This is a genomic window from Dongia sp., from assembly GCF_041906375.1.
Classification (GTDB): Bacteria; Pseudomonadota; Alphaproteobacteria; order Dongiales; family Dongiaceae; genus Dongia.
Genome location: NZ_JAYRJJ010000002.1, coordinates 491,403 through 516,354 on the forward strand (window position 1 = coordinate 491,403; position 24,952 = coordinate 516,354).

General features: G+C 62.7%; 21 protein-coding genes. 11 read left to right on the plus strand and 10 right to left on the minus strand.

The window, feature by feature from the left end; translation table 11 throughout:
• Positions 1-9 precede the first annotated feature (9 nt).
• On the minus strand, positions 10-1,227 hold the full coding sequence (locus ACE3OA_RS09115) for a glycosyltransferase family protein (RefSeq protein ID WP_374310205.1): 1,218 nt from the start codon (positions 1,225-1,227) through the stop codon (positions 10-12).
• Positions 1,228-1,464: 237 nt separating this feature from the next.
• Between ACE3OA_RS09115 and ACE3OA_RS09120 the strand changes: the two genes are divergently transcribed.
• From ACE3OA_RS09120 to ACE3OA_RS09135, 4 genes are all read left to right on the plus strand, one after another.
• Positions 1,465-4,179: an ABC transporter transmembrane domain-containing protein gene (locus ACE3OA_RS09120; RefSeq protein WP_374310207.1), complete on the plus strand. Its 2,715-nt coding sequence runs from the start codon at positions 1,465-1,467 to the stop codon at positions 4,177-4,179.
• Positions 4,180-4,268: 89 nt separating this feature from the next.
• The gene (locus tag ACE3OA_RS09125) at positions 4,269-4,721 is read left to right on the plus strand and encodes a cyclic nucleotide-binding domain-containing protein (RefSeq protein WP_374310209.1); all 453 of its coding nucleotides are present in this window, start codon (positions 4,269-4,271) and stop codon (positions 4,719-4,721) included.
• 25 nt (positions 4,722-4,746) lie between these two features.
• The gene (locus tag ACE3OA_RS09130) at positions 4,747-5,241 is read left to right on the plus strand and encodes a class I SAM-dependent methyltransferase (protein WP_374310211.1); all 495 of its coding nucleotides are present in this window, start codon (positions 4,747-4,749) and stop codon (positions 5,239-5,241) included.
• A gap of 80 nt (positions 5,242-5,321) precedes the next feature.
• Positions 5,322-7,415: a tetratricopeptide repeat protein gene (locus ACE3OA_RS09135; RefSeq protein ID WP_374310213.1), complete on the plus strand. Its 2,094-nt coding sequence runs from the start codon at positions 5,322-5,324 to the stop codon at positions 7,413-7,415.
• 5 nt (positions 7,416-7,420) lie between these two features.
• Here ACE3OA_RS09135 and ACE3OA_RS09140 read toward each other — a convergent pair whose 3' ends face one another.
• From ACE3OA_RS09140 to ACE3OA_RS09180, 9 genes are all read right to left on the minus strand, one after another.
• A complete protein-coding gene (locus tag ACE3OA_RS09140; protein ID WP_374310215.1) occupies positions 7,421-8,746 on the minus strand; it encodes a hypothetical protein in 1,326 nt (441 codons plus the stop codon).
• The gene (locus tag ACE3OA_RS09145; RefSeq protein WP_374310217.1) at positions 8,746-9,774 is read right to left on the minus strand and encodes a histone deacetylase family protein; all 1,029 of its coding nucleotides are present in this window, start codon (positions 9,772-9,774) and stop codon (positions 8,746-8,748) included. Before ACE3OA_RS09145 ends, ACE3OA_RS09140 begins: the two co-directional genes overlap by 1 nt.
• A gap of 2 nt (positions 9,775-9,776) precedes the next feature.
• Positions 9,777-11,216, minus strand: a complete 1,440-nt coding sequence (locus tag ACE3OA_RS09150; protein ID WP_374310219.1) for an amidase — start codon at positions 11,214-11,216, stop codon at positions 9,777-9,779.
• 47 nt (positions 11,217-11,263) lie between these two features.
• Complete coding sequence (locus tag ACE3OA_RS09155) at positions 11,264-12,433, minus strand: serine hydrolase domain-containing protein (protein ID WP_374310221.1); 1,170 nt, start codon at positions 12,431-12,433, stop codon at positions 11,264-11,266.
• Positions 12,426-13,604, minus strand: a complete 1,179-nt coding sequence (locus ACE3OA_RS09160; RefSeq protein ID WP_374310223.1) for a serine hydrolase domain-containing protein — start codon at positions 13,602-13,604, stop codon at positions 12,426-12,428. Before ACE3OA_RS09160 ends, ACE3OA_RS09155 begins: the two co-directional genes overlap by 8 nt.
• 186 nt (positions 13,605-13,790) lie before the next feature.
• Positions 13,791-14,933, minus strand: a complete 1,143-nt coding sequence (locus ACE3OA_RS09165; RefSeq protein ID WP_374310225.1) for an extracellular solute-binding protein — start codon at positions 14,931-14,933, stop codon at positions 13,791-13,793.
• 183 nt (positions 14,934-15,116) lie between these two features.
• Positions 15,117-15,959, minus strand: a complete 843-nt coding sequence (locus tag ACE3OA_RS09170; RefSeq protein ID WP_374310227.1) for an ABC transporter permease — start codon at positions 15,957-15,959, stop codon at positions 15,117-15,119.
• Entirely contained in the window at positions 15,952-16,893 is a 942-nt protein-coding gene (locus ACE3OA_RS09175; protein ID WP_374310229.1) for an ABC transporter permease, read from the minus strand. Before ACE3OA_RS09175 ends, ACE3OA_RS09170 begins: the two co-directional genes overlap by 8 nt.
• A 6-nt stretch (positions 16,894-16,899) precedes the next feature.
• Positions 16,900-17,994 (minus strand): ABC transporter ATP-binding protein, encoded by a 1,095-nt coding sequence (locus ACE3OA_RS09180; protein WP_374310231.1) that lies wholly within the window; start codon positions 17,992-17,994, stop codon positions 16,900-16,902.
• A 396-nt stretch (positions 17,995-18,390) separates the two neighbouring features.
• Here ACE3OA_RS09180 and ACE3OA_RS09185 point away from each other — a divergent pair, with 396 nt between their 5' ends.
• From ACE3OA_RS09185 to pheT, 7 genes are all read left to right on the plus strand, one after another.
• A complete protein-coding gene (locus ACE3OA_RS09185) occupies positions 18,391-19,344 on the plus strand; it encodes a LysR substrate-binding domain-containing protein (protein ID WP_374310233.1) in 954 nt (317 codons plus the stop codon).
• Complete coding sequence (locus ACE3OA_RS09190; protein ID WP_374310235.1) at positions 19,341-20,057, plus strand: RluA family pseudouridine synthase; 717 nt, start codon at positions 19,341-19,343, stop codon at positions 20,055-20,057. Before ACE3OA_RS09185 ends, ACE3OA_RS09190 begins: the two co-directional genes overlap by 4 nt.
• Positions 20,058-20,226: 169 nt before the next feature.
• The gene (rpmI, locus tag ACE3OA_RS09195; protein ID WP_374310237.1) at positions 20,227-20,430 is read left to right on the plus strand and encodes a 50S ribosomal protein L35; all 204 of its coding nucleotides are present in this window, start codon (positions 20,227-20,229) and stop codon (positions 20,428-20,430) included.
• A 22-nt stretch (positions 20,431-20,452) separates the two neighbouring features.
• Positions 20,453-20,812, plus strand: coding sequence for a 50S ribosomal protein L20 (rplT, locus tag ACE3OA_RS09200; RefSeq protein ID WP_374310239.1), 360 nt, complete (start codon positions 20,453-20,455; stop codon positions 20,810-20,812).
• 8 nt (positions 20,813-20,820) lie between these two features.
• Complete coding sequence (locus ACE3OA_RS09205) at positions 20,821-21,228, plus strand: hypothetical protein (RefSeq protein WP_374310241.1); 408 nt, start codon at positions 20,821-20,823, stop codon at positions 21,226-21,228.
• 102 nt (positions 21,229-21,330) lie between these two features.
• Positions 21,331-22,437, plus strand: coding sequence for a phenylalanine--tRNA ligase subunit alpha (gene pheS / locus ACE3OA_RS09210; RefSeq protein WP_374310243.1), 1,107 nt, complete (start codon positions 21,331-21,333; stop codon positions 22,435-22,437).
• Entirely contained in the window at positions 22,434-24,827 is a 2,394-nt protein-coding gene (gene pheT / locus ACE3OA_RS09215) for a phenylalanine--tRNA ligase subunit beta (protein WP_374310245.1), read from the plus strand. Before pheS ends, pheT begins: the two co-directional genes overlap by 4 nt.
• Positions 24,828-24,952: the final 125 nt, after the last annotated feature.

Genomic DNA, 24,952 nt, shown 5'->3' on the forward strand with positions numbered 1-24,952 from the left:
GTCGATCGATCAGCGCTTGCGTTGCGCGAGCCGCAGAGAGGCCGGGCGGCGGCCGCGTTCCAGGGCCTGTTGGGCGAGGCGGTTGACGTTGTTGAGCCCGTCGAGCAGGCCCGGCACGACCACTTCGGAGGGGAGCGATTGCTGCGGCAGCTGCCGCAAGGCGGTGGCCATTTTCTTCCAGTCGCGCACGCCGTCATCTTCCAGCATGGCGGCAAGTCCCAGTTCCTCGGCCTTGGCGGCGCGGATGAACTGCTCCATGCGCGGGCGGGTCCGCGGCACGATGAGAGCGCGCTTGTCGAACGACACGATCTCGCAGAAGGTGTTGTAGCCGCCCATGGCGACGACGCCGATGGCGCGTGCCATGACATGCTCCATCTGCGCGTCGAACGTGATCGCTTCGACCTTGTCGAGCTTGGCCGCACGCAGCAGGAATTCCGCCTGGCGGTCGGAATGCATGAAGGGCCCCAGGACCAGAAGGGCGGGATAGGGCAGGCGCTTGTCGTTTTCATAGGCGCGCAGCACCCAATCGACCACGTCCTCGCCATCGCCGCCGCCGCCGGTCGTCACCAGCAGATAGGGCGATTCGATCTTCTGCAGCGGCACCGGCAGGCCCGGCCCCTGCGGCAGGGAGCGGTGCAGGTAGCCGGTATAGATCATCTTGCGCTGCACGGATTTGGGAAGGTCGATCCCCTCCAGCGGCTGGCAGATCTGCGGCAGGCCATAAATCCAGATGGCGTCGTAAAGGTCGCGGAGCGCCGGCAGCACGTTCTTGCGGCGCCATTCGGGCACCAGGGCCGCCGGCTCGTCCATGATGTCGCGGAGGCCCAGGACCAGATGGGTGCCCCGCTCCTTGAGCATTTCCAGCGTCTCGGTCACCTCGCCGCGCAGGCCCAGGGGCTCCTTGTCGACGATGAAGATGTCCGGATCGAAGATTTCGGCCGTATGTTTGATGATCGAGGAGCGCAGGGCCAGCGTCTCCTCGGTGTCGATGAGGAGCGAGAGCGAGGTATAGTCGCCCGACCGCAGCTTGATGACGCCCGGAATGCGCACGAAATCGACCCGGGCACGGAAATTAAAGCTGCCGATGATGGGCGAGCCGGTCAGGATGATGACCGACATGTCCTTGTTCTGCTCGACCAGCCAATGGGCAATGGTCTGGCAGCGGCGCAAATGGCCAAGGCCGAACGTATCATGTGAATAAATAAGGACGCGGGCGCCCCTGGTCATGGCGTCTTCCATTTGCACGCGCCCCGATCCCCCCGAACGCTGCGAGCCTCAACCCATGGCCCGCAATGCACTTGCCCGGGAAGTATGGCACAAGAGAAATGTCGCTCGAAAGCCAAAGTTTGGTGACTGCGGGGAAATGTCCACACTGGCCAAAGCATTGACATGGCGGGATAATTCGTTTCCATTGCGGATCGGGTCGGGGTTTCTTGGGTCACATTTCGGGGAAAAGCCGGGGTCATGGAGCCAAATCTCTTCAAATACATCTGGCGCCATTCCAAGCGTGACCAGCGGGTCATTCTGGTCATCGTCGTTGTCAGTCTGCTGGTGTACTTCGTCTCCCTAGACCTTCCCAAGCGAATCATCAACGACGCGATTCAGGGCGGCGCGTTCAAAGACAGCACGACGGCCAGCTTCTTGAAGCTGGAACTGCCCTTGCCCGAATTTCTGGGCGGCCGGATATCGCTCTTTGACGGCATTCCCCTGCCTCAGGTCGAATATCTCTTTGCCCTCTGTTTTTCCTACCTCTTCTTCGTCGTCCTTAATGGCTGGATGAAGCAGCTGGTCAATACCGAGAAGGGGCGGCTCGGCGAACGCATGCTGCGGCGCCTGCGCTTCGAGCTGTTCGACCGGGTCCTGCAATTCCCGCTGCTGCATTTCCGCAAAGTGAAGCAGGCGGAAATCGCCACCATGATCAAGGACGAGGTGGAGCCGCTAGGCGGCTTCATCGGTGATGCCTTCATCACCCCGGCCTATCTCGGCGGCATGGCGGTGACGGCCCTGTTCTTCGTGTTCATGCAGAACCTCTATATGGGCCTCATCACCATCTCGATGCTGCTGGTCCAGTTCATTCTTATCCCCAGGTTGCGGGTGAAGATCCTGCAGCTCGGCAAGCAGCGCCAGATCACCGCCCGCCAGCTCGCCGGCCGCATTGCCGAAAGCGTCGACGGCGCCATCGAGATCCATGCCAACGACACATCGAATTACGAACGCGCCGATATCTCCAATCGCTTAGGGAAGATCTTCCAGATCCGCTTCGACCTCTACAAACGGAAGTTCCTGGTCAAATATATCAACAACATGCTGGCCCAGACGACGCCATTTCTCTATTTCGTCATCGGTGGCTATTTCGCGCTCAAGGGCCAGTTCGATGTCGGCACGCTCTTTGCCGCCATCAACGCCTATAAGGATCTGCCCTCGCCGATCAAGGAACTGATCGACTGGGACCAGCAGCGCCAGGACGTGCAGATCAAATACGATCAGGTGATCGAGCAGTTCACCCCGCCCGGCATGCTGGAACCGGATCTGCAGCGGCTCGACGGCGAAAACAGCATCGATCCGGCGCCTCTCACCATCGAGCGCGTCACCTATATCGACGAAAGCGGTGCCCCGCTCGTGGAGGACGTATCGCTCGATCTTGCCCCGACCGAACATGTTGCCTTCGTCGGCGCCAATAACAGCGGCAAGGAAGCGCTTGCCGGCCTGATGGCGCGGCTGGTGCGACCGACATCAGGCAAGGTCCGCTATGGTGCGCGCGATCTTGGCGAGCTGCCGGAAAGTGTCACCGGACGGCGCTTTGCCTATCTCGGCGACGAAACCTATCTGCTGCCCGTCTCGCTTGAGGACAATCTGCTCTATGGCCTCAAGCATCGCCCCGTGCGCGAAGCGGTCTATGAGGGCGCGCAACTGATCGCCCATGAACGGCGCCTCTACGAAACCAAGCGCGCCGGCAACCCGACCCTCGATATCCATGCCGATTGGATCGACTATGAAGGCGCCGGTGTGGCCGACCGGGCTGAACTCGAAGCGCGGCTGCGCGAATTGCTGGTGACGGTCGAATTCGAGGAGGACGTCTATCAGTTCGGCCTGCGCGGTCGCGTCGATCCGAAGAGCCATGTTGGCCTGGCCGAAGAGTTCCTGAAGGCGCGCGCCGCCGTGCGCATGCGTCTGGCGGAACCGCAACTGGCCGCACTCGTCGAACCCTTCGATCCGGCACGCTACAACCGCAACATGACGGTGGCTGAGAACGTGCTGTTCGGCACGGCGCTCGATGCCGTCTTCGCACCGGAAGCCCTGGCCACCAACGCCCATCTGTCCGGCGTGCTGTCGGCGGCCCAGATCACCGGCGATTTGATTGCGCTCGGCCAGCAGATCGCGACCACCATGGTCGAATTGTTCGCCGACCTGCCGGCGGGCCACCCCTTCTTCGAACAGTTCAGCTTCATTTCGGCCGAGGACCTGCCGCTGTTCCAGCAATTGACCACCCGGCTGCAGCGGACGGGGCTTGAAGCCGCGACGGCCGAGGACAAACGGCGCCTGATTGCCCTGACTTTCCCCTATATCGAAGCCCGGCACCGTTTGGGCCTCATCGACACGGCATTGGAAGATAAGCTCCTCAAGGCCCGCAGCCTGTTCCGCGACCTGCTGCCCAAGGACCAGGCGGCGTCGATCGAATTCTACGACCCCGACCGCTACAACGCCGCCGCCACGGTGCAGGACAACATCCTGTTCGGCCGCCTGGTCTATGGCCAGGCACAGGCAGCGCAGAAGGTCGGTGCCGTCCTTTCCGAAGTCATCGACAGCCTTGCCTTGCGGCCCCAGGTCATCGCCGTCGGCCTTACCTTCAATGTGGGCGCTGCCGGCAAGAAACTGTCGTTTGCCCAGCGCCAGAAGGCCGGACTCATCCGCGCCTTGCTGAAACGGCCGCAGCTTGTCATTCTCAACAACACGATTTCGGCCTTCGATGAAGCCAGCCAGCGTCGGTTGCTTGCCGGGATCCGTCAGAACATCAAGGACGCGACCCTGGTATTCGTGACGCACACGGCGGCCCTGGCTCGAAACTTCGACCGTGTCGTGGTCATGCTGAACGGGCGTATCGCCGAGGCGGGGAAGCCCGCCGATCTGGACCGGCCGAATTCAAAATTCCAGGCGCTGTTGGGTGCGCCGGAAGGATGATGAAATTTAGGCGGATCGGGGCGACAATCGGGCCGGCTGCCTAGGCAAGCGGCCGATCTGGAATAGGTCTTCTATCTGGGATGGGTGCGATGAGTATTCAGGAAGATGTCGAGGCGCTGAAGCGAATTCCGCTCTTTGCCAAGGTCGAACCGGCCAAGCTCAAGCTGATGGCCTTTGCCAGCGAGCGCGCGCAATACCAGCCGGGCGACCAGTTGTTTCACCAGGGCGATGCCGCCGACGCCGCCTATATCATCCTCAGCGGCTCTGCCGACATCCTGGTCGACACACCGGGCGGGCCGCTGAAAGTGGCCGATGCCAGCCCCGGCGCCTTTGTTGGCGAAATCGGCATCCTCATGGATGTGCCGCGTACCGCGACCATCCGTGCCACCGAACCGATGACCGTTCTAAAGATCACCAAGGAACTGTTCTTCCGCATGGTGACCGACTTCCCCTCGATCGGCATTGAGGTCATGCGCGTCCTCGCCCAGCGCATCGAGCACATGAATATCCAATTGCGCGAAGCGGTGGCGGCACGCAAGTGAGCACTTCGGAAGTGAGAACATCAACGTGAGCCGCCTCGACAGTTTCATCCGCCGCCTTGAAGCGCAGCGCAGCTGCCTTGGCACCGCCGCCGAACGCACCGGCAAACTGCCCGGGATCGTCCTTGAACTCGGCCTCGGCAACGGCCGCACTTTCGATCATCTACGTGAGATCTGCCCGGGCCGCGAAATCTATGTCTTCGACCGCCAGGTAGCAGCACATCCCGATTGCATTCCAGCGCCCGACCGGCTGTTCATCGGTGACTTCACCGCAACCTTGCCGCAAGCCCTGGCGCGCCTGGGCGCTGGTGCCGCAGCCTTCATCCATGTCGATCTCGGCAGCGGTGATGCTGAGGCGAGCCAGGCACTGGCCGCCCGCCTCGCCCCGGATATCGCAGCGCTCATGGCGCCCGGCGCCGTGGTGGTCAGCGACCAGCCCATCACAGCGCCGGCGCTGCACCCGCTCCCGCTACCCGACGGGGTCAAACCGGGCCGCTATTTCATGGCGGAAAAGCTTGGCTAACGCCGGCCCAATTTTCGCCACGAACCGTTACCATGATGCCGCATAACCGCTTGCGGACCTGCCTCGCACTGGAACCTTGAATGCGCCTCAGCTATCTCCTTGCCTCTCTTTTCGGTCTGCTGCTTCTTACGCATGGGGCACTGGCCAAGGTCGCCGATGACCGCGTCAGCGTCCCGCGCGAACCGGGTGAGCCGATGGGCGCCATCGGCATGGTGCTGCATCTGGGTGCCAACGGTGCGGCCCTCGGCACCGGCTTCCTGGTCTCGCCCTGTCATGTGCTGACCGCCGCCCATGTCGTCGCCGAGCCCGAAGGCATCAGCGCCGACCAGGTCATGCTATTTTTCGCCGGCAGCGGCGAATTGGGTCCAGAGTACAAGGAAGCACGCTCCTTCGCGGCATTGAGCCCGGCGCGGCCGGTGGTGTGGGGCGAATCCCATGATTTCGACAGCGGGTCGACCGCGGATCGGCGCGCTGCCTGGCTGAAGGCCGGCTGGGACGATTGGGCCCTGCTGAAGCTCGACCGGTGCCTGGGCGATGAAGGGTTCGGCTATCTCAAATTGAAGCCTGTCTCGACCAGCACGCTCACCCAGGATGGCGGCGCGCTTGCCGCGATCTCGGTCGGCCTCCCCGCCGATCACGACAATGACAAGCTGACCGTCGACCCCAAATGCACCTTGCTCGGCCAGATCGACAGCACCGGCTGGCAGCATGATTGCACCACCCTGCCCGGCAATTCCGGTGGCCCGATCCTCGCTGAGAAGCCCGAAGCCGGCGAAGATTGGCCGCGCGTGCTGGCCATCAGCGTCATCGGCAAGAACGAGCATTGGGAGGAGATGAAGCCGCAGATCATTGATCCGCAGGCGCCTGACTATCTCGATCTGCTGCCGACTGCCGTGCCCGTCTCCGCCTTCCTGTCGCAGATTGCCCCCTATCTGCCGAAGGACCCCATCATCGACGCCTATCTCGCCAAGAATCACGCGACCGATCGGGGCTACGACGTGAACGCGCCCAAACCGGCCGTCCTCGACCTCACCAAGGCGTTGGAGCGGAAGCCCCGCTCGCCCATGCTGCTGACGCGGCGCGGCCTATGGCTGGAAGCCGGCGATGACGAGGCCGCCGCCCTGGTCGACTATTCGGCGGCGCTGCGCGCCGATCCGGGTTTTGCTCCGGCGCTTTACGCCCGCGCGCTGCTGCGCGGCTATCGCAATGACAAGCTGCAGGGCGACGCCAAGGCCGCCATGGCCGACCTCGATCTGCTCATTCGCCGGTTTCCGGGGAGCGCGCGCCTCCACATCACGCGCGGCTCGCTGCTCTTCGGCGACTACGATTATCGCCGCGCCCTCGTCGATTACGACGCCGCCTTGCAACTCGACCCCGGCAATGTCTCGGCCCGGCTCACCCGCGCCAATGCGCGAGTCGAACTGGGCGATATGAAGGGGGCGGGCGAGGATTACGACGCCGCGATCGAGGCCCGGCCGGATGCCGCCTATCTGCTGGTCGAACGGGCCAATTACCACATGCGCGTCGGCGAACCCGATGCCGCCTTCGACGATATCGAAGCGGCTCTGCTGATAGAGCCGGACATGCCCTCGGCCATCAGCGCACGCGCTATCGTTCACCTCGATCTCGGCGAAGTCGACGCGGCATTGTCGGATGCCGACCTCACCATCAAGCTCGACGCCAAGCCGTCCGGCGGGCATATCGCGCTGCGCGGTACGATACGTCACATCAAGGGCGATCTGACTGGCGCCATCGCCGATTACCGCGAAGCCGCCAAGCTCGACCCCACCGAGCCGTTCGACCCGCTGCTGCTCTTTCTGGCGCTGGGCGAAGCAGGCAAGCCCGCGGAAGGCAAGGACGCCTTGCGCGATCTGCTGAAGCGCTGGCCGACCACCGAATGGCCGGCACCGCTCGCCCTCTATCTCATCGGTGAAAGCAGCGATGCGGCATTGAAGCAGGCGGCCACCACCGGCACCGAAGTCTTGCGGAAATACCAGGATTTCGACTGGCACTTCTATCTTGGTGCCGCTGCGATGATCAAAGGCGACAAGAAGAAGGCGCGGGAATATTTTCAGCATGTCGTCGATACCGATATGCGCCAGTTCCTGGAATACAACCTCGCCCGCGTCTTTCTGGAACGCCTGGGCGGCCGCGCCTATCTGAAGACGAATTGAGACGATCAGCCCTTGGGGCTGAGACGGAACCAGGTGACTTCGCCGGGCGTAAAGAGGTCGCGCGCCTTGCGGTACCACAGAGGCGGGGCATGGTCACCGACGATCAGGATTTCCGTGGGCGGTGTTGCCGGATCGGCGAAGGATTCGGCAATCGTGTGCAGTAGCTCGATCCAGGCATCGGCCATGAAGCAAACCTCGCGCTCCGGGACGCGCGGATCCTTGTGCAGACAATCCAGATGGCCGTAACCCTGGTCGGCGATCACCGGCACATGGGTATTGAAGGTCAATAGATAGCTGAATTGCGGCTGGGTCGCCGATTTAAGGCGCGCGGCGACGGTCTGCACCAGCCTGGGGTCGCAAATGCCGACGAAGACGTCGCCACACAGCTTCTCCCCGGGCTGCTGCATGTCCTCGGCGAAATGTCGCTCGACAAAGCCGATATGGGGCCACCATTTGCCGCGCTCGAACATGTCCCGCGAGAAGCCGTGATACCCGTTGGTGAGGTATCCCTTTTGCGTCATGGCAAACGGCAGACAGTCCGGCCGGTCGGTCGTCAGATAGTCCAGGTAGCTGTCGCGCGTGGCGCAGAATTCGCGCATCTCGGCCGAAGTCGTGCCGCCGATGAAACTGTTGGTGCCGCCGGTCACGACATAGCGGCTTTCGATACCGGCCGAGCGGATGGCTTGTTCCAGCATGCCCTGTATCGCTGGGTCGTTGAAATGCCCCATCGCCTCGACGATCACCACCAGCATGTGCCGGCCGTTCGGCTGCTGGACCAGCTGCAGATAGCCGGATTTCTCCATGGCCGATTCGAATGGCCGCTCGGTGCCGACCTTCACCCACATGGCCGAATCGCCCGGCGTATTGAACCAGAGGTCGGCGGGCAGGGCGGCGAGGCCCAGCAGCAGCATCGGCAAGGCACGCGCCCTTCGCATGTGCCGTGCCTGGTGCGTCAGCAGGTAGAATGTACCGCCGAACACAGCGATGAGCAGGACGATCAACACGATATAGAGCTTGGAACTCAGGATATCGAGCTCGTTGATGAAGCGTAGCGCGAACATCGCTTCGGTCAAGGTGAGCCCGAAGAGCTGCGTGGCACAGAACATGATGTCGAAGACCAGCGCGCCCACGAAGAGCAGGACCACGATCGGGCTGGGCAGGAAACGGATGCTGGTCGCTGCCAGCAGATAGAGGATGATCGGCAGAGTCCTGGGCGGCACGGAAATGCCGAACAGAGACAAGGCGACGAAGGCGAGATTGGGCAGGACGAGGCCGACGATCACGAGGAGAACCGCCGGCCGACGCACCCATTTGACCGCTTCGCGCCACATCAGCGTTGCTCGAACCCCATCAGGACATTGACGGTGTTGACGCCCAGCGCCTCGACCGCATAGCCGCCCTCCATCACGAACAGGGTCGGAAGGTCGGCCCAGGCGATGCGCTCGCCCAGGCGGTGATAATCGCCCTCGGCCAGCTTGAAGCGCGAGATCGGGTCATGCTCGAACGTGTCGAGCCCCAATGAGATGACCAGGGCCTCGGCACCATATTGCTCGATCCGCTTCAAGGCGACGTCGAGCGCTTCCGCATAGCGCCGCCAATCCGTGCCCCAGGGCAGCGGCAGGTTCATGTGGTAGCCCTCGCCGGCGCCGGCACCCATCTCGTCGGCATAACCGATGAAATAGGGGAATTCCTGTTTGGGATCGGCATGGAGCGAGATGGTGAGCACGTCGTCGCGCTCGTAGAACATCTGTTGCGTGCCGTTGCCGTGATGATAGTCGACGTCGAGGATGGCGACCCGCTTGGCACCCTGGTCGCGGAAGGCTTGCGCCGCGATCCCGGCATTGTTGAGAAAGCAATAGCCGCCGTAGAAATCGCTGCCGGCATGATGCCCGGGCGGGCGGCAGAGGGCAAAGGCCGCACGCTCGCCGGTCGCCACCAGCTTCTGCGCCGTCAAGGCGGTGTTGGCCGACGCGCGCACGGCGGACCAGGTTCCCGCCATGATCGGCGTTCCCGCATCGATGGCGTAATAGCCAAGCCTGCCGTCGATGCTGTCGGAGAGGCGCCGCCCCAGCCCCGGCACCGGCCAGACATGCGGCAGGGCATCGAAGGTACGCCCCGTCGCCGCCCAGTCGCGCCAGGCGACACTGAGGAAATCCACCAGGCCGCGGTCATGCACCTTGAGGATCGGCTCGAGGCCGAAATCCTGTGGCTTCAAGACCTCGCCGAGCTTCGTGGCCCGCACCCGGTCGATGACGATTTCGGCGCGGCGCGGCATTTCATGGGCCTTCATGAACTGCCCTTCCAGCAGTTCATGCTTGCCGTCATGCAGGCGGTGATCCTCGCTGTAGACCGTGCGCATGATCAGAGGTCCGGGCGCGTCTTGGGCTTGGCGTACCAGCCGCCGACCGCCGCTTCATAGGCGACACCGGCGCGGAACACGTCGGCATCGGCGTAGGTGCGGCCGATGAGCTGGATCGAGGTGGGCACACCGTTCGTGGCATGCCCCGTCGGCACCGCAAGGACTGGGCAGCGCGAGAGGGTGTTGAACGGCGTCGTCATGCACCAGGCGAGAATCTTGGGCAATGGCGAGACCTTGCCGTTGATGCGCACCTGGTCCTTGTTCTCGTCGAAATCGGCCTTCACGGCCGGCAATGCCGTCGTCGGGCAGATGAAGAGATCGTATTTCTCCATCATCGGACCGAACGTCTCATACATCTTCACCGCACCTTCCATCGATTTGAAGAAGAGGTCGGCGCTGGATTTGGAGCCCTTCTTGGCGAAGTTGCGGGCATAGGTCGTCATCAGATGGCCGTATTTCTTGGCCGTCTGGTTGAGCTGGGTGCCGAAGAGATGCTCGAGATGCCACATGCCGGTATCGATGGCATTGCGCGTCCAGCCGAGATCCACTTCCTCGACCGTGGCGCCGAGGCTTTTGAAGACGCGCAGCGCGCGCTTGGTGTTGGCGACCACTTCCTTGTCGACCTCATAGACGTTGAGGTCCATCGAATAGGCGATCTTCCAGCCCTTGATCGGCTTGTAGTCGGTGGGCAGGCGCAGCTTGGGCCGCAGCGAGGCGATGTCATAAGGGCTGGGGCCAGAGACGACGTTCTGCAGCAGGATGGCGTCGGCGATGGTCCGGGTCATCGGCCCGGTATGGCAATAGGGGTCGAGGTTGAAGGGCGGATCGTCCGGGTTGCGGCCATAGGGCGGCTTATATCCGACGACGCCACAGGCCGCGGCCGGAATACGGATCGACCCGCCGATATCGGAACCCATGGCGAGGGGCGCTGTCCCCGCCGCAAGCGAGGCGCCCGAGCCGCCGGACGAGCCGCCGGTGGTAAAGCGCCGGTTCCACGGATTGCGCGTCACACCCCAGAGGCGCGAATGCGTATAGGAGGCGCAGGAGAATTCCGGGGTGGCGGTGCGCGCATGCACGATGCCGCCGGCCTTCAGGATGCGCTCATTGTTGGCCGAGGTCTTGTCGGGCACGAAATTCTGCGTGGTGAGCGAGCCGTAGGAGGTGGGCTTGCCGGCGATCCAGCTCTCGTCCTTGATGGCGATGGGCAGGCCTTCGAGCGCGCCGACCCTGGCGCCCTTCTTCATGAACTTGGCTTCGGCCTGTTTGGCAAGGTCCATCGCCTCGTCATAATGCTTGAACGTGAAGGCATTGATCTTCGGCTCGACTTCCTCGGCCCGCGCAATCACGGCGCTCATCAATTCCACAGGCGACAACTTGCGCTTGCGGAACAGGGCCGCCGCTTCGCTGGCACTCATATAAATGAGATCGTCGTTCTTCATCATGTCCCCCAGAATAGTCGGTGATTGGTTACTTTTTCGTTTGTGCAAATTCACACATTAAGCGCGCATTTTAGGGAGTTGAGCGCCGCCAACGTCTCGCGCAACAGGCCGTTGTTGCGGAAATCCGGCCAGGAGGAGAGCTTCACCGCCGTGAAGCCATAGGCCGGATCGGAATAGATCAGCTGCCCGAAGACCCCGCGCGCCAGCAGCACCGGCGTGCGGTGATCCTCCAGCCAGAATTGCTGGCTGTAGGCACCGTGCGGCGTCGCAATGCGGTAATCGCCGGTGAATTTATCATGATCGCCCCGGCGGCTGCGCTGCACCCAGGCGGCGGGCACGATCTGGCGTCCGTTGAAGAGCCCGTCCTGGGTCAGCATCTCGCCAAAGCGCGCATAGTCGCGCAAGGTTGCATTGAAGCCGCCATCGGCCAGCGCGTAGCCCGCCGCATCGACCGTGTAGCAGGCACTTTCTTCGGCACCCAAGGGCTGCCACAGGTCGCGGCTGACGATTTCGGGAAGACGCCGCCCGGAAATCCGCTCCAGGGCGAAGGCCAGAACGTCGGTTTCGACCGAGCGATAGGAGAAGCGCGCGCCATGGTCGGCCTCGCGCGCCTTCAATCCCAGCACCACGTCCCAGATCGTCTTGGGCCAGTCGCGCCCGTCATCGGGACGCGGTCGCCATTGGCAGGCGACGTCGATCTTGGCGATGTCGGAGAACGGATCGGTATAGGTTTCGTCAAAGGTGACGCCGCTGGTCATGTCCAGCACATGCTGCACCCTGGCCCCAGCATAGGCGGTGGCGGCAAGTTCCGGCAGATAGCGCGTGATCGGAGACTCGACATCGATCCAGCCGCGCGCCTGATAGATGCCGACCAGGATGCCGATCAGCGATTTCCCGACCGATTGCGACAGATGCAGCGTGCGCTCGTTCATGCCGTTCATATAGCGCTCGAACACGATGCGCCCGCGATGCAGAACGATGAAGCCATCGGTGAAGGTATCGTCCAGGAAATCGCCGATGCTCTTCTCGCCGCTCTCGCCTTGATACCGGATACGCTCCAGCGGTTGCGGGTTCCGCTGAAACTGGCTGGCCTGCTCGCGCCCACGCCACACCTCGGCCGTCGGCACCATTTCGCGCACATGCTGGAACGACCAGCGGTTCCAGGGCGCCCGGTCCCAGCCGTCGCGGGGCGGATATTGGAGCTTGCTGTGATCAACCATGGCCAAGAACCTTCTTGATGGCGGCCGCCGCTGCTTCCTGTTCCAGGAAGCGCGCATCGTCGAGGAAGTCCGGCCAGGAGGAGAGTTTGACGATGACGATGCCAGCATCCGGATCGGCGTGGATCCATTGCCCGAACACGCCATGGCAAGAAAGTGTGCGCGTGCGATGGTCCGACATCCAGAATTGATTGTGATAGGCGCCGAGCGGCATGGTTTCGCGATAGTCCGGCCCGAAGAGATCGTGATTGGCCCGCCGCGTCTCGGCGATCCAGTTTGCCGGCACGATCTGCCGCCCGTTCATGTAACCGTCCTGCGCGACCATCAGGCCGAAACGCGCGTAGTCGCGCAAAGTAGCGTTGAGGCCGCCATCGGCCAGCGCATAGCCTTGCGCATCGACCGTGTAATAGGCGTTCTCTTCCATGCCCAAGGGTTGCCACAACTCGCGGCTCATCAGCTGGGCCAAGCGCTGGCCGGTGACGCGCTCCGCCACAAAGGCCAGCACGTCGGTCTCGATCGAACGATAGAGAAAGCGGCTGCCATGCGCCGCCTCGCGCTTCTTCAGCCGCAGGATCTGCTGCCAGATCGAGCCCGGCCAATCGCGCTTGTCGCCCGCGGGCTTGGGCTTCCAGCCGCTGGCGACATCGGTCTGGCCCACATCGGAGAAGGGATCGGTATAGGTTTCGTCATAAGCCACACCCGACCCCATATCCAGCACCTGCTGGATGGTGGCGCCTTCATAGGCCGTGGCCGCAAGTTCCGGCAGATAATGCGTGACCTGCTGCCGCGTATCGACGGCGCCGCGTTCGACCAGGATGCCGTAAAGTGCCCCGAGGAAGGACTTGGCGACCGATTGCGACAGATGCGCCGACCGCTCATGCATCCCGTTCATATAGCGTTCGAAGATGATGGCACCGTGTTGCAGCACGATGAAGCCGTCGGTGAAATTGTCGTCGAGGAATTGGCCGATACTGATCTCGCCGCGCGCGGCCTGAAAGCGGATCTCGTCGAGACGTCGGGGATGGCGCGGCAGTTCGCTGACCGGGCCTGCACCGCGCCACACCTCGGCGGTCGGCAGAATTTCCCGCACATGCTGGAACGACCAGCGGTTATACGGCGCCCGGTCCCAGTGTTCGCGGGGGATATATGGGTTTTGCGACAATCCGGTTGTCATGGTTCAGCCGCCGTATCTCCATGTCGTCATCCCCGGGCTTGACCCGGGGATCAGTTGGTGACTGAAGATTACCGCGCCCGGTCGCACCAGATCCCCGGGTCAAGCCCGGGGATGACGATAAAACAAAGGCTGGCTGCAGCACGCCATACCCCAAGGGGAAACGGGTGCCGCAGCCAGCTGGTCAGCTTACTTCGTCAGTTCGGTCCAGATGGCGGTGTGAAGCTCCGTCACCTCCGGCGCGCAGGCCGGCATGATGAAGGTCTTCTGGCCTTCCGGCAGGTTGATTTCCGGCGCCGTGGCAAAGGCCGGGTCGAGGAACTTGTCCGAACCCACGATGCCGTTCGCATATTTGGCGAAATCGGAAATCAGCGCGGCGTTCTCCGGGTCCATGATGAAGTTCTGGAACTTCTTCGCGTTCTCGAGGTTCTTCGCGCCCTTGATGACCGAGACGTTATCCATCCAGACGGCGATGCCTTCCTTCGGATAGCCATAGACGATCTTGTCGTTCTGGAGACGCGCGCGCATCGAGGCGCCGTTCCAGTTCATGCCCGCCATCAGATCTTCCTTGGCGTACTTCTCGACATTGCCGTAATCCATCGAGATCCAGTCCGGCTTGGCCTTCATCAGCAGGTCGCGGACCTGCATCAGCTCGTCCTTGTTGCCGTTGCACTTCGGATCGAAGCCCTTAAAGGCGAGGGCCGCGGCGATGACGTCGCTCATTTCCGGCACCACATTGACCTTGCCCTTGAGCTCGGCCGGGGTGTCGAACAGGATCGCCCAGGTATTCACGTCGCCCTGATAGGCTTTGGTGTTGACCGTGATGCCGGTGGTGCCCCACTGCCAGGGAACCGTGTAGTTGCGGCCCTTGTCGAACTCGACATCGACCCAGCGCGGATCCATGTTCTTGAAGTTCGACATGGTGTTCGGCTTGGTCTCCTCAAGGAGGCCTTCCTGGATGAAGATCGGCACGAAGTTGCTGCTCGGCACGACGATGTCGAAGCCATGGCCGCCGGCCTTGATCTTGGCGAGAGCGATGTCGTTCGAGTCATAGTCGGTCACGGTGACCTTGACGTTGTTCTCTTTCTCGAACTTCTCGATCAGCTTGGGGTTGGTGTAGTTGCCCCAGTTATAAATGTTGAGCTCGCCGCCGGCCGGTGCCGCGGCCGCTGCTTCGCTGGTCGCCGCGGGTGCAGCTTCGCTGGTGGCGGGTGCTGCCTCGCTGGTGGCCGTCGAGGCCGCTTCGCTGGTCGCGGCCGGCGCTGCCTCTGACGAAGCCTCTTCCTTCTTCTCGCCGCAGGCGCTCAGCGCCAGCATGATAGTGACGGCCATGGCCGTACTCTTGAAAGCCTGTAGATATGTCACTTGATCCTCCAACTTGCTGCTGCACCGCCCCCTGCCAGGTCATTGCCTGGCTTTCGGGCATCTTCTAGTTCGAACCGAACGCCAACCGAACGTCTTGCCCCGCCGGACATCCCTTCCCCGCGGAACGGGGAGGGGCGGCCCGTCGATCGGTCATGCTTTCTTCCTGTTGAGCAGGAAGAAGATCGTCACCATCACGATCGATATCGCCAGGAAGACCGACGAGATGGCATTCATTTCCGGAGTCACGATACGCTTCAATTGCCCCAGCATATAGGTCGGAAGCGTATCCTGTCCGCCTGATTTCACCAATTCCGTGATCACGACATCGTCAAGCGAGATGACGAAGGCCAGCATGCCGCCGGCGAGGATACCCGGCCAGAGCAGCGGCAGGGTGACGCGGCGGAAGGTCTGGAAGGGTGTCGCATAGAGATCGGCCGCCGCCCGTTCCAGCGACAGGTCCATGTTCTCCAGCCTGGCCCGGATCGGCAGATAGGCGAAGGGAATGCAGAACGCCGTGTGGGCGATGAGCAGGTAGCCGAGGCCCGTATAGCCGGTAGCGTTCTTGATCGCGGCAAAGAAGATCAGGAGTGCCACACCGGTCACGATTTCCGGCACCATCAGGGGTTGATTGATGAAGGCATAGATGAAGGTCAGGCCGGGAAAGGGCTTGGTCCGGGTGGTTGCCAAGGCGGCCAGCGTCGCCACGAAGGTCGAGATCAAGGCGGCGATGATGGCGATGGTGAGAGAGCGCATGGCGGCGTCCTTCACCTGTCCGTTGGCCCAGGCCGATTCATACCAGCGCCACGAGAAGCCCTCCCAGATGGCGACCGAGGTGCCGGCGTTGAACGAATAGACCACCAGCGTCAGGATCGGCGCATAGAGCATCAGGAAGCAGAGCATGGCGATGGTGGTGAAGCCGGTCTGCTTCTTGACATCGAAACCGCGGCCGCGTCTGGGCTTGGCGTCGGACGGTGCTTTTGCCGGCTCAGCCATGACGCGCCTCCGTCTTCGAGGCATTCTTCACATAGAACAGCAGGGCGATCATGACCACGGCCATCAGGGTAATGGAAAGGGCGGCCCCCAGCGGCCAGTTGCGCGCCTGGCCGAACTGCATGTCGATGAGGTTGCCGAGCATCAGATTGCGCCCGCCGCCCAGCACGCGCGGCGTCACATAGGCACCGAGCGAGGGAATGAAGACCAGGATGGAGCCGGCGATGACACCGGGCTTGACCAGCGGAAAGATGACGTGACGCAACACCCGCCAGCGCGTCGCATAGAGATCGTAGCCGGCCTCGACCAGGCGGAAATCGATGCGTTCCATGCTGGCATAGAGCGGCAGCACCATGAGCGGCAGATAGACATAGAGCAGGCCCATCATCACCGCCCCGTCGGTGAACAGGATCTGGACCGGCGCGTCGACGATGCCCAAGGCCAGCAGGATCGAGTTGACGATGCCTTCGTTGCGGATCACTTCCATCACCGCGAAGGTGCGGATGAGGAGGTTGGTCCAGAACGGAATGGTGATCAGGAACAGCCACAGATCGCGCGTCTTGTCGTTGCGCGTGGCGATGAAATAGGCGGTCGGGAAACCGAACACCAGCGCCAGCGCGGTGCTGAGGAAGGAAAGCTTCACCGAGCGCCACAGGATCGACATATGCGCGTCGGCAAGCGTCACCTCATCGGTGAAAATATCCTTCTGGAAGACGACGCCGAACCAGGCGTCGGCCGAGAATTTCCACTCGACGCCGCCATAGCCGCCCTTCTGCAGGAAGGAATAGACGACGACGATGGCCAAGGGGCCGATCGCCGCCACCAGGAGGATGAGGAGCGCCGGTGTCGACAGCAGCCAGCGATTGCGCGTATCGCGCCGGTCGACTGCGGCGGAGGCCAGCGCCGCCTTGTTGGAGAGTGATTTGGCGTCAGCCATGGCGACTCAATCCTTCAGGATCTGCATGGCTTCGGGGGCGATGCGCAGGCCCACGACGTCGCCGGCCTTCAAGACCTCCTGATGGCCGCGGCGGTTCTGCACGCGCACGGTGACTTCCTGGTGCGAGCCGTCGATCTCCACGTGATAGGTCGTATCGGTACCGAAATAGACGATGTTCGTCACCTTGCCGGTGAGATGCGCCTCGGCGCCGGGCCGCACCAGATCGATGCGCTCCGGTCGGATCGCCAGGGTCACCATGGCGCCGACGCCGACATTCTCGGCGACCGGGTGGCTGATCATGACGCCGGAGGGCAGCTTGATCTGTCCGTCGGCGGCAATGCGCTGCGTCACTTCGGCCTCGATGAAGTTGGTTTCGCCGATGAAATCGGCGACGAAGCGCACGGTCGGTTGTTCGTAGATCTCGGTCGGCGAACCGATCTGCAGGATCTTGCCCTTGGACATGACAGCGATGCGGTCGGACATGGTCAGGGCTTCTTCCTGATCATGCGTCACGAAGATGAAAGTGATACCGGTCTCCATCTGCATGCGCTTCAATTCGATCTGCATCTCCTTGCGGAGTTTGAGATCGAGCGCCGACAAGGGCTCGTCGAGCAGCAGAACCTTCGGCTTGGGTGCGAGCGCTCGCGCCAATGCGACGCGCTGCTGCTGGCCGCCAGAAATCTGGCTGGTACGGCGGTCCTTCAATTCCTCCATACGCACAAGCTTCAGCATGGCGGTAACCGTCGCCTGCACTTCCGCTTTGGGCTTGCCCAGCATTTCCAGGCCGAAGGCGATGTTCTGCGACACCGTCATATGCGGGAACAGGGCGTAGGATTGGAACACCGTGTTCACATGGCGCTTGAAGGGCGGCAGATGCGCCACCTCCTCGCCTTCCAGCAGGATGCTGCCGTCGCTCGGCATCTCGAAGCCGGCGATCATGCGCAGCAATGTAGTCTTGCCGCAGCCGGATGGCCCCAGGAGGGTGAAGAACTCGTTTTGGCGAATAGTGACCGAGACATTGTCCAGGGCACGGACTTCTGCGCCCCCCGTCCCGAAAATCTTGCTTACGTTTTTAGCTTCGACAGCTACAGCAGCTGACACGATTGAACGCCCCCGTCTTGATTTGCGCCATCCGCCTCACACCCCAAATGGCCTTCTTACGAGGCCTCATCGTGGGCTCGGCCTTATCCGGCCAGGATTTTGCGCGCGGCCAAGATTAGGCATTCGGCGCGTCAGGTCAATCGCGGCGTAGCACAAAAGTAAAATAAGCTGCCCCGCTTTTCATTCCATGACGAGGCCTCATGCGCCCATGACGAGCAATTGAACCGGTCAGTTCGCGATAGTCCCTCCCCCGTCGGTGGTAGGCAGGCAATGTCCCCGATCGCGCGAAACCCGTCCATTCGGTCAAGCCCCGCCCGATATATCTCTAGCGCCTTTTCCCGGCGACGCTGTTAGATTGCGCCGCGTCACGCCGACTTCCTTCAGCAGACGAATGCGATGAGCACGAACCGAAACAAGAACAGACGGCAATTGCCGCCCCTCAACGCCCTGCGTGCCTTTGAAGCGGTGGCACGCTTCCTAAGCTTCACCAAGGCGGCGGAGGAATTGCTGGTGACGCAGAGCGCCGTCAGCCGCCAGGTCAAGAATCTGGAAGATATCCTGGGCGTCGGCCTCATCCTGCGGAAGGCGCAGCTGGAACTGACCGAGGAAGGCAAGCGCCTGCTGCCCGTCCTTACCGACAGCTTCGACCGCATGGACGTCATCATCGGCTCGTTCCGCCGCCAGTCGAAGAAGCCGCCCCTGAGCCTTGCCGTCCCGCCGACCTTCGCGCGGCGCATCCTGTTGCCGCGCCTGCCGGAATTCCAGCGCGCCAATGCCGATCTCGAGATCCGCCTGGAGACGCCGCCGGTCAATCCGGATTTCCGCAATTCCGGCCATGACCTCGCCGTCCTGTTCGGCGAGGTCGAGGCCGATGGCCTCATCGCCGAGGTGCTGATGCGCGAGCGTTCCTCGCCCCTTTGTTCTCCGGAACTGGTCAAGAAATCGAACTGGCCCGATCTCAAGACGATGATCGCCAAGGCGCCCTTGCTGCATATCCGCCAGGGCAACGATTCCTGGCATGACTGGCGCATGCTGGCGCGCCAGGTGGGCTGTGCCGGCGTGCCGGTCGAGCGCGGGATCGTCGTCGAAACGGCCGACCAGGCGGTGCAGGCGGCCATTTCCGGCGGCGGTGTCACCGAAGTCGACCCGCGCCTCTGTGCCGAGGAAGTGGCCAGCGGCCAGCTGGTCGCCCCCTTCGACATCAGCATCATGACGGGCCGCACCTACACCCTCGTCTGCCGCGCCGACGAAACCGATCTTGCCCGCATCGCCGCCTTCCGCGAATGGGCCCTGACGGCCTTGGCCGAGCCATCCTTGCCCGAACCGCCTCTCGTCACCGCCACGGCATGACACCGCAGGAAATCCAGGCCCGCTTGCTTTATCGCGATGCCCTGATGCTGGTGATCGACAAGCCGGCGGGCCTCCCCGTTCATGCCGGCCCCAGTACCAATTCGCGGGGTGGCGGGCCCAATCTCGAACGCGATTTCGAACATTTGCGCTTCGGCCTGCCCAAGGCTCCGGCGCTGGCGCACCGCCTCGACCGCGACACCTCCGGCTGCCTCGCTTTGGGCCGCCAGCACAAGGGCCTCTCCCGCCTCGGCAAGCTTTTCCAGGAAGGCAAGATCGGCAAGACCTATTGGGCGGTCACGACGGCAGCACCCGCGGCCAAACAGGGCACCATCACCGCCAGCCTCAAGAAGCTCACCACCCGCGCCGGCGGCTGGCGCATGGTCGTGGTGGGCGATGACGACAAGGATGGGCAGAAGGCGGTCACCGATTACAAGCTGCTGGGCTCCAGCGATCATCTGCATTGGCTGGAGCTCAGCCCCCGTACCGGGCGCACCCATCAGATCCGCGTGCATCTCTCTCATCTGGGCTGCCCGATCCTGGGCGAGCCGCAATACCTCCCCGCCGGATCGCCCAAACCCAGTGCCAAGCTGCACCTCCATTCCCGCAGCCTGGTCGTTCCGCTCTATCCCAAAAAGGACCCGATCCGGGTCGAAGCCCCGCCGCCGCCGCACATGCTGGAGGCGCTCAGGGCCTGCGGCTATGTAACCGGCTAAAGGCCTTTTACCGGTTACAAGCTTTGGGTGATCGATAGGGCGGCGCAGGGCTTGAATAAAGGCCGTCCCCCCTATATAACCCGCCCCGCACGGCAGTAATGCGTCCAAGGCGAACCATAGGGCATGCCCAAACGCAGCCGAATGCTCAATCTATTCAATAGGATATGAAATGCCCAAGATGAAAACGAAGAGCGGCGCCAAAAAGCGCTTCAAGCTCACGGCGAGCGGTCAGGTCAAGTTCAAGCCGGCCAACAAGCGCCACATGCTCTCTGCCAAGCCGAAGAAGATGAAGCGGCAGTCGCGCCGCAGCGAAGTGATGTTCGAGGCGGATGCCAAGAAGGTCATTAAATTCTTCCTGCCCAACGGGCTCTAAGGCACTGACGGAGAACTGATAAATGGCACGTACCAAACGGGGCGTCACCTCGCACGCCCGCCACAAAAAAGTGCTCGAGATGGCCAAGGGCTATGTCGGGCGTTCCTCCACGAACTACCGCATTGCGCTCGAGAAGGTCGAAAAGGGCCTGCAGTATGCGTATCGCGACCGCCGCGCCAAGAAGCGTGATTTCCGCGGTCTGTGGATCCAGCGCATCAATGCCGGTGTCCGTGAGCACGGCCTCACCTATTCGCAGTTCATCAACGGCGTGAAGCGCGCTGGCATCGAAGTCGACCGCAAGGTCCTCTCCGACCTCGCCATCCACGAGCCGGCCGCTTTTGCGGCGCTGGTGAAGCAGGCCCAAGAGGCTCTGGCGAAGTAAGCACGGCCATGCCGGCGCTTCGCCTTAAAACTCTTTATGTGATTGCAGCCGTCGCCCTGGCATTGCCAGCGGTGACGGCTTGCGATTCCTATAAGGACGATGTGGCGAGCGTGCAGGCGGCCGAGAGCATCGTGCCGGGCAAGAGCAACGATGCGGTGGCGCGTGAAATCGCCGGCGCGCGCGGCTCCGTCGCCTGGAAGGGTGCCAAGGCCGAGCGCTACAACAACGATGCGATCGTGCTGGTCACCGCCGATATCGAGCGCGTCGGCCAGTCGGGTGCCGCCCACAAGATCGCACTCGAATTCGTCAACAACCGCGAAACCCGCAAAGTCGCTTTCGAGCAGGCCTATATCGATGGCAAGCGGCAAAGCCTGCTGGGTGGTGCCCTGACCTTGTTTTTGCTGCAACTGGACTGACCGGCCGCAATCGCGCCAAGGTTTTGGGACGAGAGCTGGGGGCCGGGTCATCCGAGCCTCCTTTTTTGTTTGTGGAATACGATCAACGGGGATCGATGGAAGATGTCGGGTGATACGGGGCAGGACCTCAATGGCCTGCAGAAGAAGTGGCTGGAGGCCGTGGCTGGCACCGGCAGCGTCGAAGCGCTGGAACAGGTGCGCGTCGATGCGCTGGGCAAGAAGGGCGAGATTTCAGGCCTGATGAAGGTGCTGGGAACACTGGCCCCCGAGCAGCGCAAGGATTTCGGCGCCAGACTCAACGTGCTGCGCGACGAAGTGGCCGCCGCCATCGACGCCAAAAAAGCGGGCCTTGCCGACGCCGCCTTGAACGCGAAGCTCGCGCGCGAAACGCTCGACCTCACCTTGCCGGCGCGCCCCGAATATGAGGGCCGCATCCACCCGATTACGCAGACCATCGACGAGATCGTCGCCATTTTCGGCGAGATGGGTTTCTCGGTCGCCGAAGGGCCGGATATCGAGGACGATTTCCACAACTTCACCGCGCTCAACATCCCGGCCGATCACCCGGCGCGGCAAATGCAGGACACCTTCTATCTGCCGCAGAAGCCCGATGGCAGCCAGATGGTGCTGCGCACGCATACCTCGCCGGTGCAGATCCGCACCATGCTGAAAGGCGATCTGCCGATCCGCGTCATCTGCCCGGGCCGCACCTATCGCGTCGATAGCGACATGACGCATTCGCCGATGTTCCACCAGGTCGAAGGCCTGGTCATCGACACGCATACCAATATGGGCCACCTCAAAGGCTGCCTGCAGGATTTCGTGCGCGCCTTCTTCGGCATCGACAATCTGCCGGTCAGGTTCCGCCCCAGCTATTTCCCCTTCACCGAGCCCTCGGCCGAGGTCGATATCGGCTGCGACCGGTCGGGCGGCGCGTTGAAGCTCGGCGGCGACAAGGACGGCAATGCCAAGAACTGGCTGGAGATCCTCGGCTCCGGCATGGTGCACCCCAACGTGCTGAAGAATTGCGGCATCGATCCCAGCAAGTATCAGGGCTTTGCTTTCGGCATGGGCATCGAGCGCATCGCCATGCTGAAATACGGCATCCCCGATTTGCGCACCTTCTACGAATCCGATCTGCGCTGGCTGCGGCATTACGGTTTCGTACCCCTTGATATCCCCACCATGGTGGGAGGACTGACGCGATGAAATTCACCCTCTCCTGGCTCAAGACTCATCTCGAGACCGATGCGGATCTGGCCACCATCACGAAGAAGCTGACCGATCTCGGCCTCGAGGTCGAAGGCGTCGAGGACAAGGCCGAGAGCCTGAAGCCTTTCGTCGTCGGCTATGTGGTCGAGGCCGTGCAGCATCCCAATGCCGACCGGCTGCGGGTCTGCAAGGTCGACACCGGCAAGGGCATTTTGCAGGTCGTTTGCGGCGCCCCCAATGCGCGCACCGGCATGAAAGGCGTGTTTGCGCCCGTCGGTACCCATGTGCCGGGAACGGGCTTGGACCTCAAGGCTGGCAAGATCCGCGGCGAGGAATCGAACGGCATGCTCTGCTCGGCGCGCGAATTGGGTCTGGGGCAGGATCATGACGGCATCATCGAATTGCCCGAAGACGCGCCGGTGGGTCAGAGCTTTGTCGATTATCGCGGCCTCAACGATCCCGTGATCGAGATCAAGATCACACCGGACCGCGCCGATTGCCTGGGCGTGTTCGGTGTGGCGCGCGATCTGGCGTCGGCCGGCCTCGGTAAATTGAAGCCGATCGCCGAGAAGCACATTCCCGGCACCTTCAAAAGCCCGATCCAATGGTCGATCGATGAGAGCGCCAAGTCGGGCGTGCTCTACACCGCCGGGCGCTATTTCAAGGGCGTCAAAAACGGCCCCTCGCCCCAATGGCTGCAGGACCGCCTGACCTCGATCGGCCTGCGGCCCATTTCGGCGCTGGTCGACATCACCAATTTCGTCACCTTCGATCTCTGCCGGCCGCTCCATGTGTTCGATGCCGACAAGGTGAAGGGCCATGTCATGATGCGCTCAGCCCAGCCAGGCGAGACCATCGAGGCGCTGGACGGCAAAACCTACACGCTTGAGCCCGGCATGATCGTCATCGCGGACGAGAATGGTCCGGAAGCGATCGGCGGCATCATGGGCGGTGAAGTTTCGGGCTGTACCGAGGCGACGGCGAACGTGTTCCTCGAAGCGGCCCTGTTCGACCCGATCACCACCGCGAAGACCGGGCGCAAGCTCGGCATCCAGTCGGATGCGCGCTATCGCAACGAGCGCGGGCTTGATCCGCAATCGGAGATCTGGGGCATCGACGTGGCGACACGGCTGATCCTTGAGCTCTGCGGCGGCGAGGTTTCCGAAGTGACCGCGGCCGGCACGATCCCCACTTCCTTGCGCGAGATCGCCTTCCGCCCGTCCCGCGTCCTGGGCCTGGGCGGTGTCGAGGTGGCGACTGAGCGGCAGAAGCAGATCCTCATCGATCTCGGCTTCAAGGTCGTCGAGAAGGATTTCGACAGCTGGTCGGTGACCGTGCCGTCCTTCCGCGCCGATGTGGAAGGCGAGGCGGATATCGTCGAGGAAGTCATGCGGGTCCATGGCTTCGACCATATCCCGGCCGTCTCCATGCCGCGCCTGAGCGCGCTGCCCAATGTCGCCGTCAGTCTGGGCCAGAAGCGCGTGCACCAGGCCAAGCGCCTGCTGGCTGTGCGGGGCTTGAACGAGACCGTGACCTTCAGCTTCATGCCGAGCACTGTCGCCGCCATGTTCGCCGGCAATAACGCCCTCGTGCCGCTTGCCAACCCGATCAGCACCGATCTCGACGTCATGCGCCCCAGCATCCTCGGCAATCTGCTGATGGCGGCGGCGCGCAACGCGGCGCGGGGCTTCTCCGATCTCGCCATTTTCGAGATCGGGCCGACCTATCTCGGCGAGACGGCCAAGGACCAGATCCTGGCCGCGACCGGTATCCGCGTGGGCAGCACACCGCGCCACTGGCAGGTCAAACAGCGGCCCTTGGATGCCTTCGACGCCAAGGCCGATGCCATGGCGCTGTTGGCGGCCTTCGGTGTCCCGGTCGAAAATCTGCAGATCGAGGCGGCGGCACCGGCCCATTACCATCCGGGCCAATCGGCCGTGTTGCGCCTCGGCCCCACCATCCTCGGCCAGTTCGGTGCGCTTCATCCCAAAGTGCTGCAGGAGTTGGACGTCAAAGGTCCGGCGGTCGGGTTCGAGGTCTTCCTCGAACGCCTGCCATCCCCGCGCGGCAAGGGCACGGCCCGGCCGCTGCTCAATCCTTCCGCCTTCCAGCCGCTCGAGCGCGACTTCGCCTTCATCGTCGATGCGGGAGCCGCTGCCGAAAAATTGGTGAAAGCCGCCAAGGGTGCCGACAAGGCGCTCATCACCGACGTGAAGCTGTTCGACATCTTCCAGGGCGGCAGCTTGCCCGAGGGCAAGAAGTCAGTGGCGTTGTCGGTGGTGCTGCAGCCTCGTGAAAAGACGCTGACCGATGCGGAGATCGAGGCCGTGTCGGCCAAGATCGTCGCAGCGGTGAACAAGGCGACGGGCGGGGAACTGAGGAAGTAAGGCCGCCCATACTCATTCGTCATCCCCGGGCTTGGCCCGGGGATCCACGAGTTGCTTTCTTCGTGTCACCGACAAACGCGTGGATGGCCGGGCCAAGCCCGGCCATGACGGTGTTTTATTGACGG

Bases quoted from the DNA above. Each gene is read 5' to 3' on its own strand.
- ACE3OA_RS09115 (WP_374310205.1), bottom strand. From the start codon at position 1,227: ATGACCAGGGGCGCCCGCGTCCTTATTTATTCACATGATACGTTCGGC.
- ACE3OA_RS09120 (WP_374310207.1), top strand. From the start codon at position 1,465: ATGGAGCCAAATCTCTTCAAATACATCTGGCGCCATTCCAAGCGTGAC.
- ACE3OA_RS09125 (WP_374310209.1), top strand. From the start codon at position 4,269: ATGAGTATTCAGGAAGATGTCGAGGCGCTGAAGCGAATTCCGCTCTTT.
- ACE3OA_RS09135 (WP_374310213.1), top strand. From the start codon at position 5,322: ATGCGCCTCAGCTATCTCCTTGCCTCTCTTTTCGGTCTGCTGCTTCTT.
- ACE3OA_RS09140 (WP_374310215.1), bottom strand. From the start codon at position 8,746: ATGTGGCGCGAAGCGGTCAAATGGGTGCGTCGGCCGGCGGTTCTCCTC.
- ACE3OA_RS09145 (WP_374310217.1), bottom strand. From the start codon at position 9,774: ATGCGCACGGTCTACAGCGAGGATCACCGCCTGCATGACGGCAAGCAT.
- ACE3OA_RS09150 (WP_374310219.1), bottom strand. From the start codon at position 11,216: ATGATGAAGAACGACGATCTCATTTATATGAGTGCCAGCGAAGCGGCG.
- ACE3OA_RS09155 (WP_374310221.1), bottom strand. From the start codon at position 12,433: ATGGTTGATCACAGCAAGCTCCAATATCCGCCCCGCGACGGCTGGGAC.
- ACE3OA_RS09160 (WP_374310223.1), bottom strand. From the start codon at position 13,604: ATGACAACCGGATTGTCGCAAAACCCATATATCCCCCGCGAACACTGG.
- ACE3OA_RS09165 (WP_374310225.1), bottom strand. From the start codon at position 14,933: ATGGCCGTCACTATCATGCTGGCGCTGAGCGCCTGCGGCGAGAAGAAG.
- ACE3OA_RS09170 (WP_374310227.1), bottom strand. From the start codon at position 15,959: ATGGCTGAGCCGGCAAAAGCACCGTCCGACGCCAAGCCCAGACGCGGC.
- ACE3OA_RS09175 (WP_374310229.1), bottom strand. From the start codon at position 16,893: ATGGCTGACGCCAAATCACTCTCCAACAAGGCGGCGCTGGCCTCCGCC.
- ACE3OA_RS09185 (WP_374310233.1), top strand. From the start codon at position 18,391: ATGAGCACGAACCGAAACAAGAACAGACGGCAATTGCCGCCCCTCAAC.
- ACE3OA_RS09190 (WP_374310235.1), top strand. From the start codon at position 19,341: ATGACACCGCAGGAAATCCAGGCCCGCTTGCTTTATCGCGATGCCCTG.
- rpmI (WP_374310237.1), top strand. From the start codon at position 20,227: ATGCCCAAGATGAAAACGAAGAGCGGCGCCAAAAAGCGCTTCAAGCTC.
- rplT (WP_374310239.1), top strand. From the start codon at position 20,453: ATGGCACGTACCAAACGGGGCGTCACCTCGCACGCCCGCCACAAAAAA.
- ACE3OA_RS09205 (WP_374310241.1), top strand. From the start codon at position 20,821: ATGCCGGCGCTTCGCCTTAAAACTCTTTATGTGATTGCAGCCGTCGCC.
- pheS (WP_374310243.1), top strand. From the start codon at position 21,331: ATGTCGGGTGATACGGGGCAGGACCTCAATGGCCTGCAGAAGAAGTGG.
- pheT (WP_374310245.1), top strand. From the start codon at position 22,434: ATGAAATTCACCCTCTCCTGGCTCAAGACTCATCTCGAGACCGATGCG.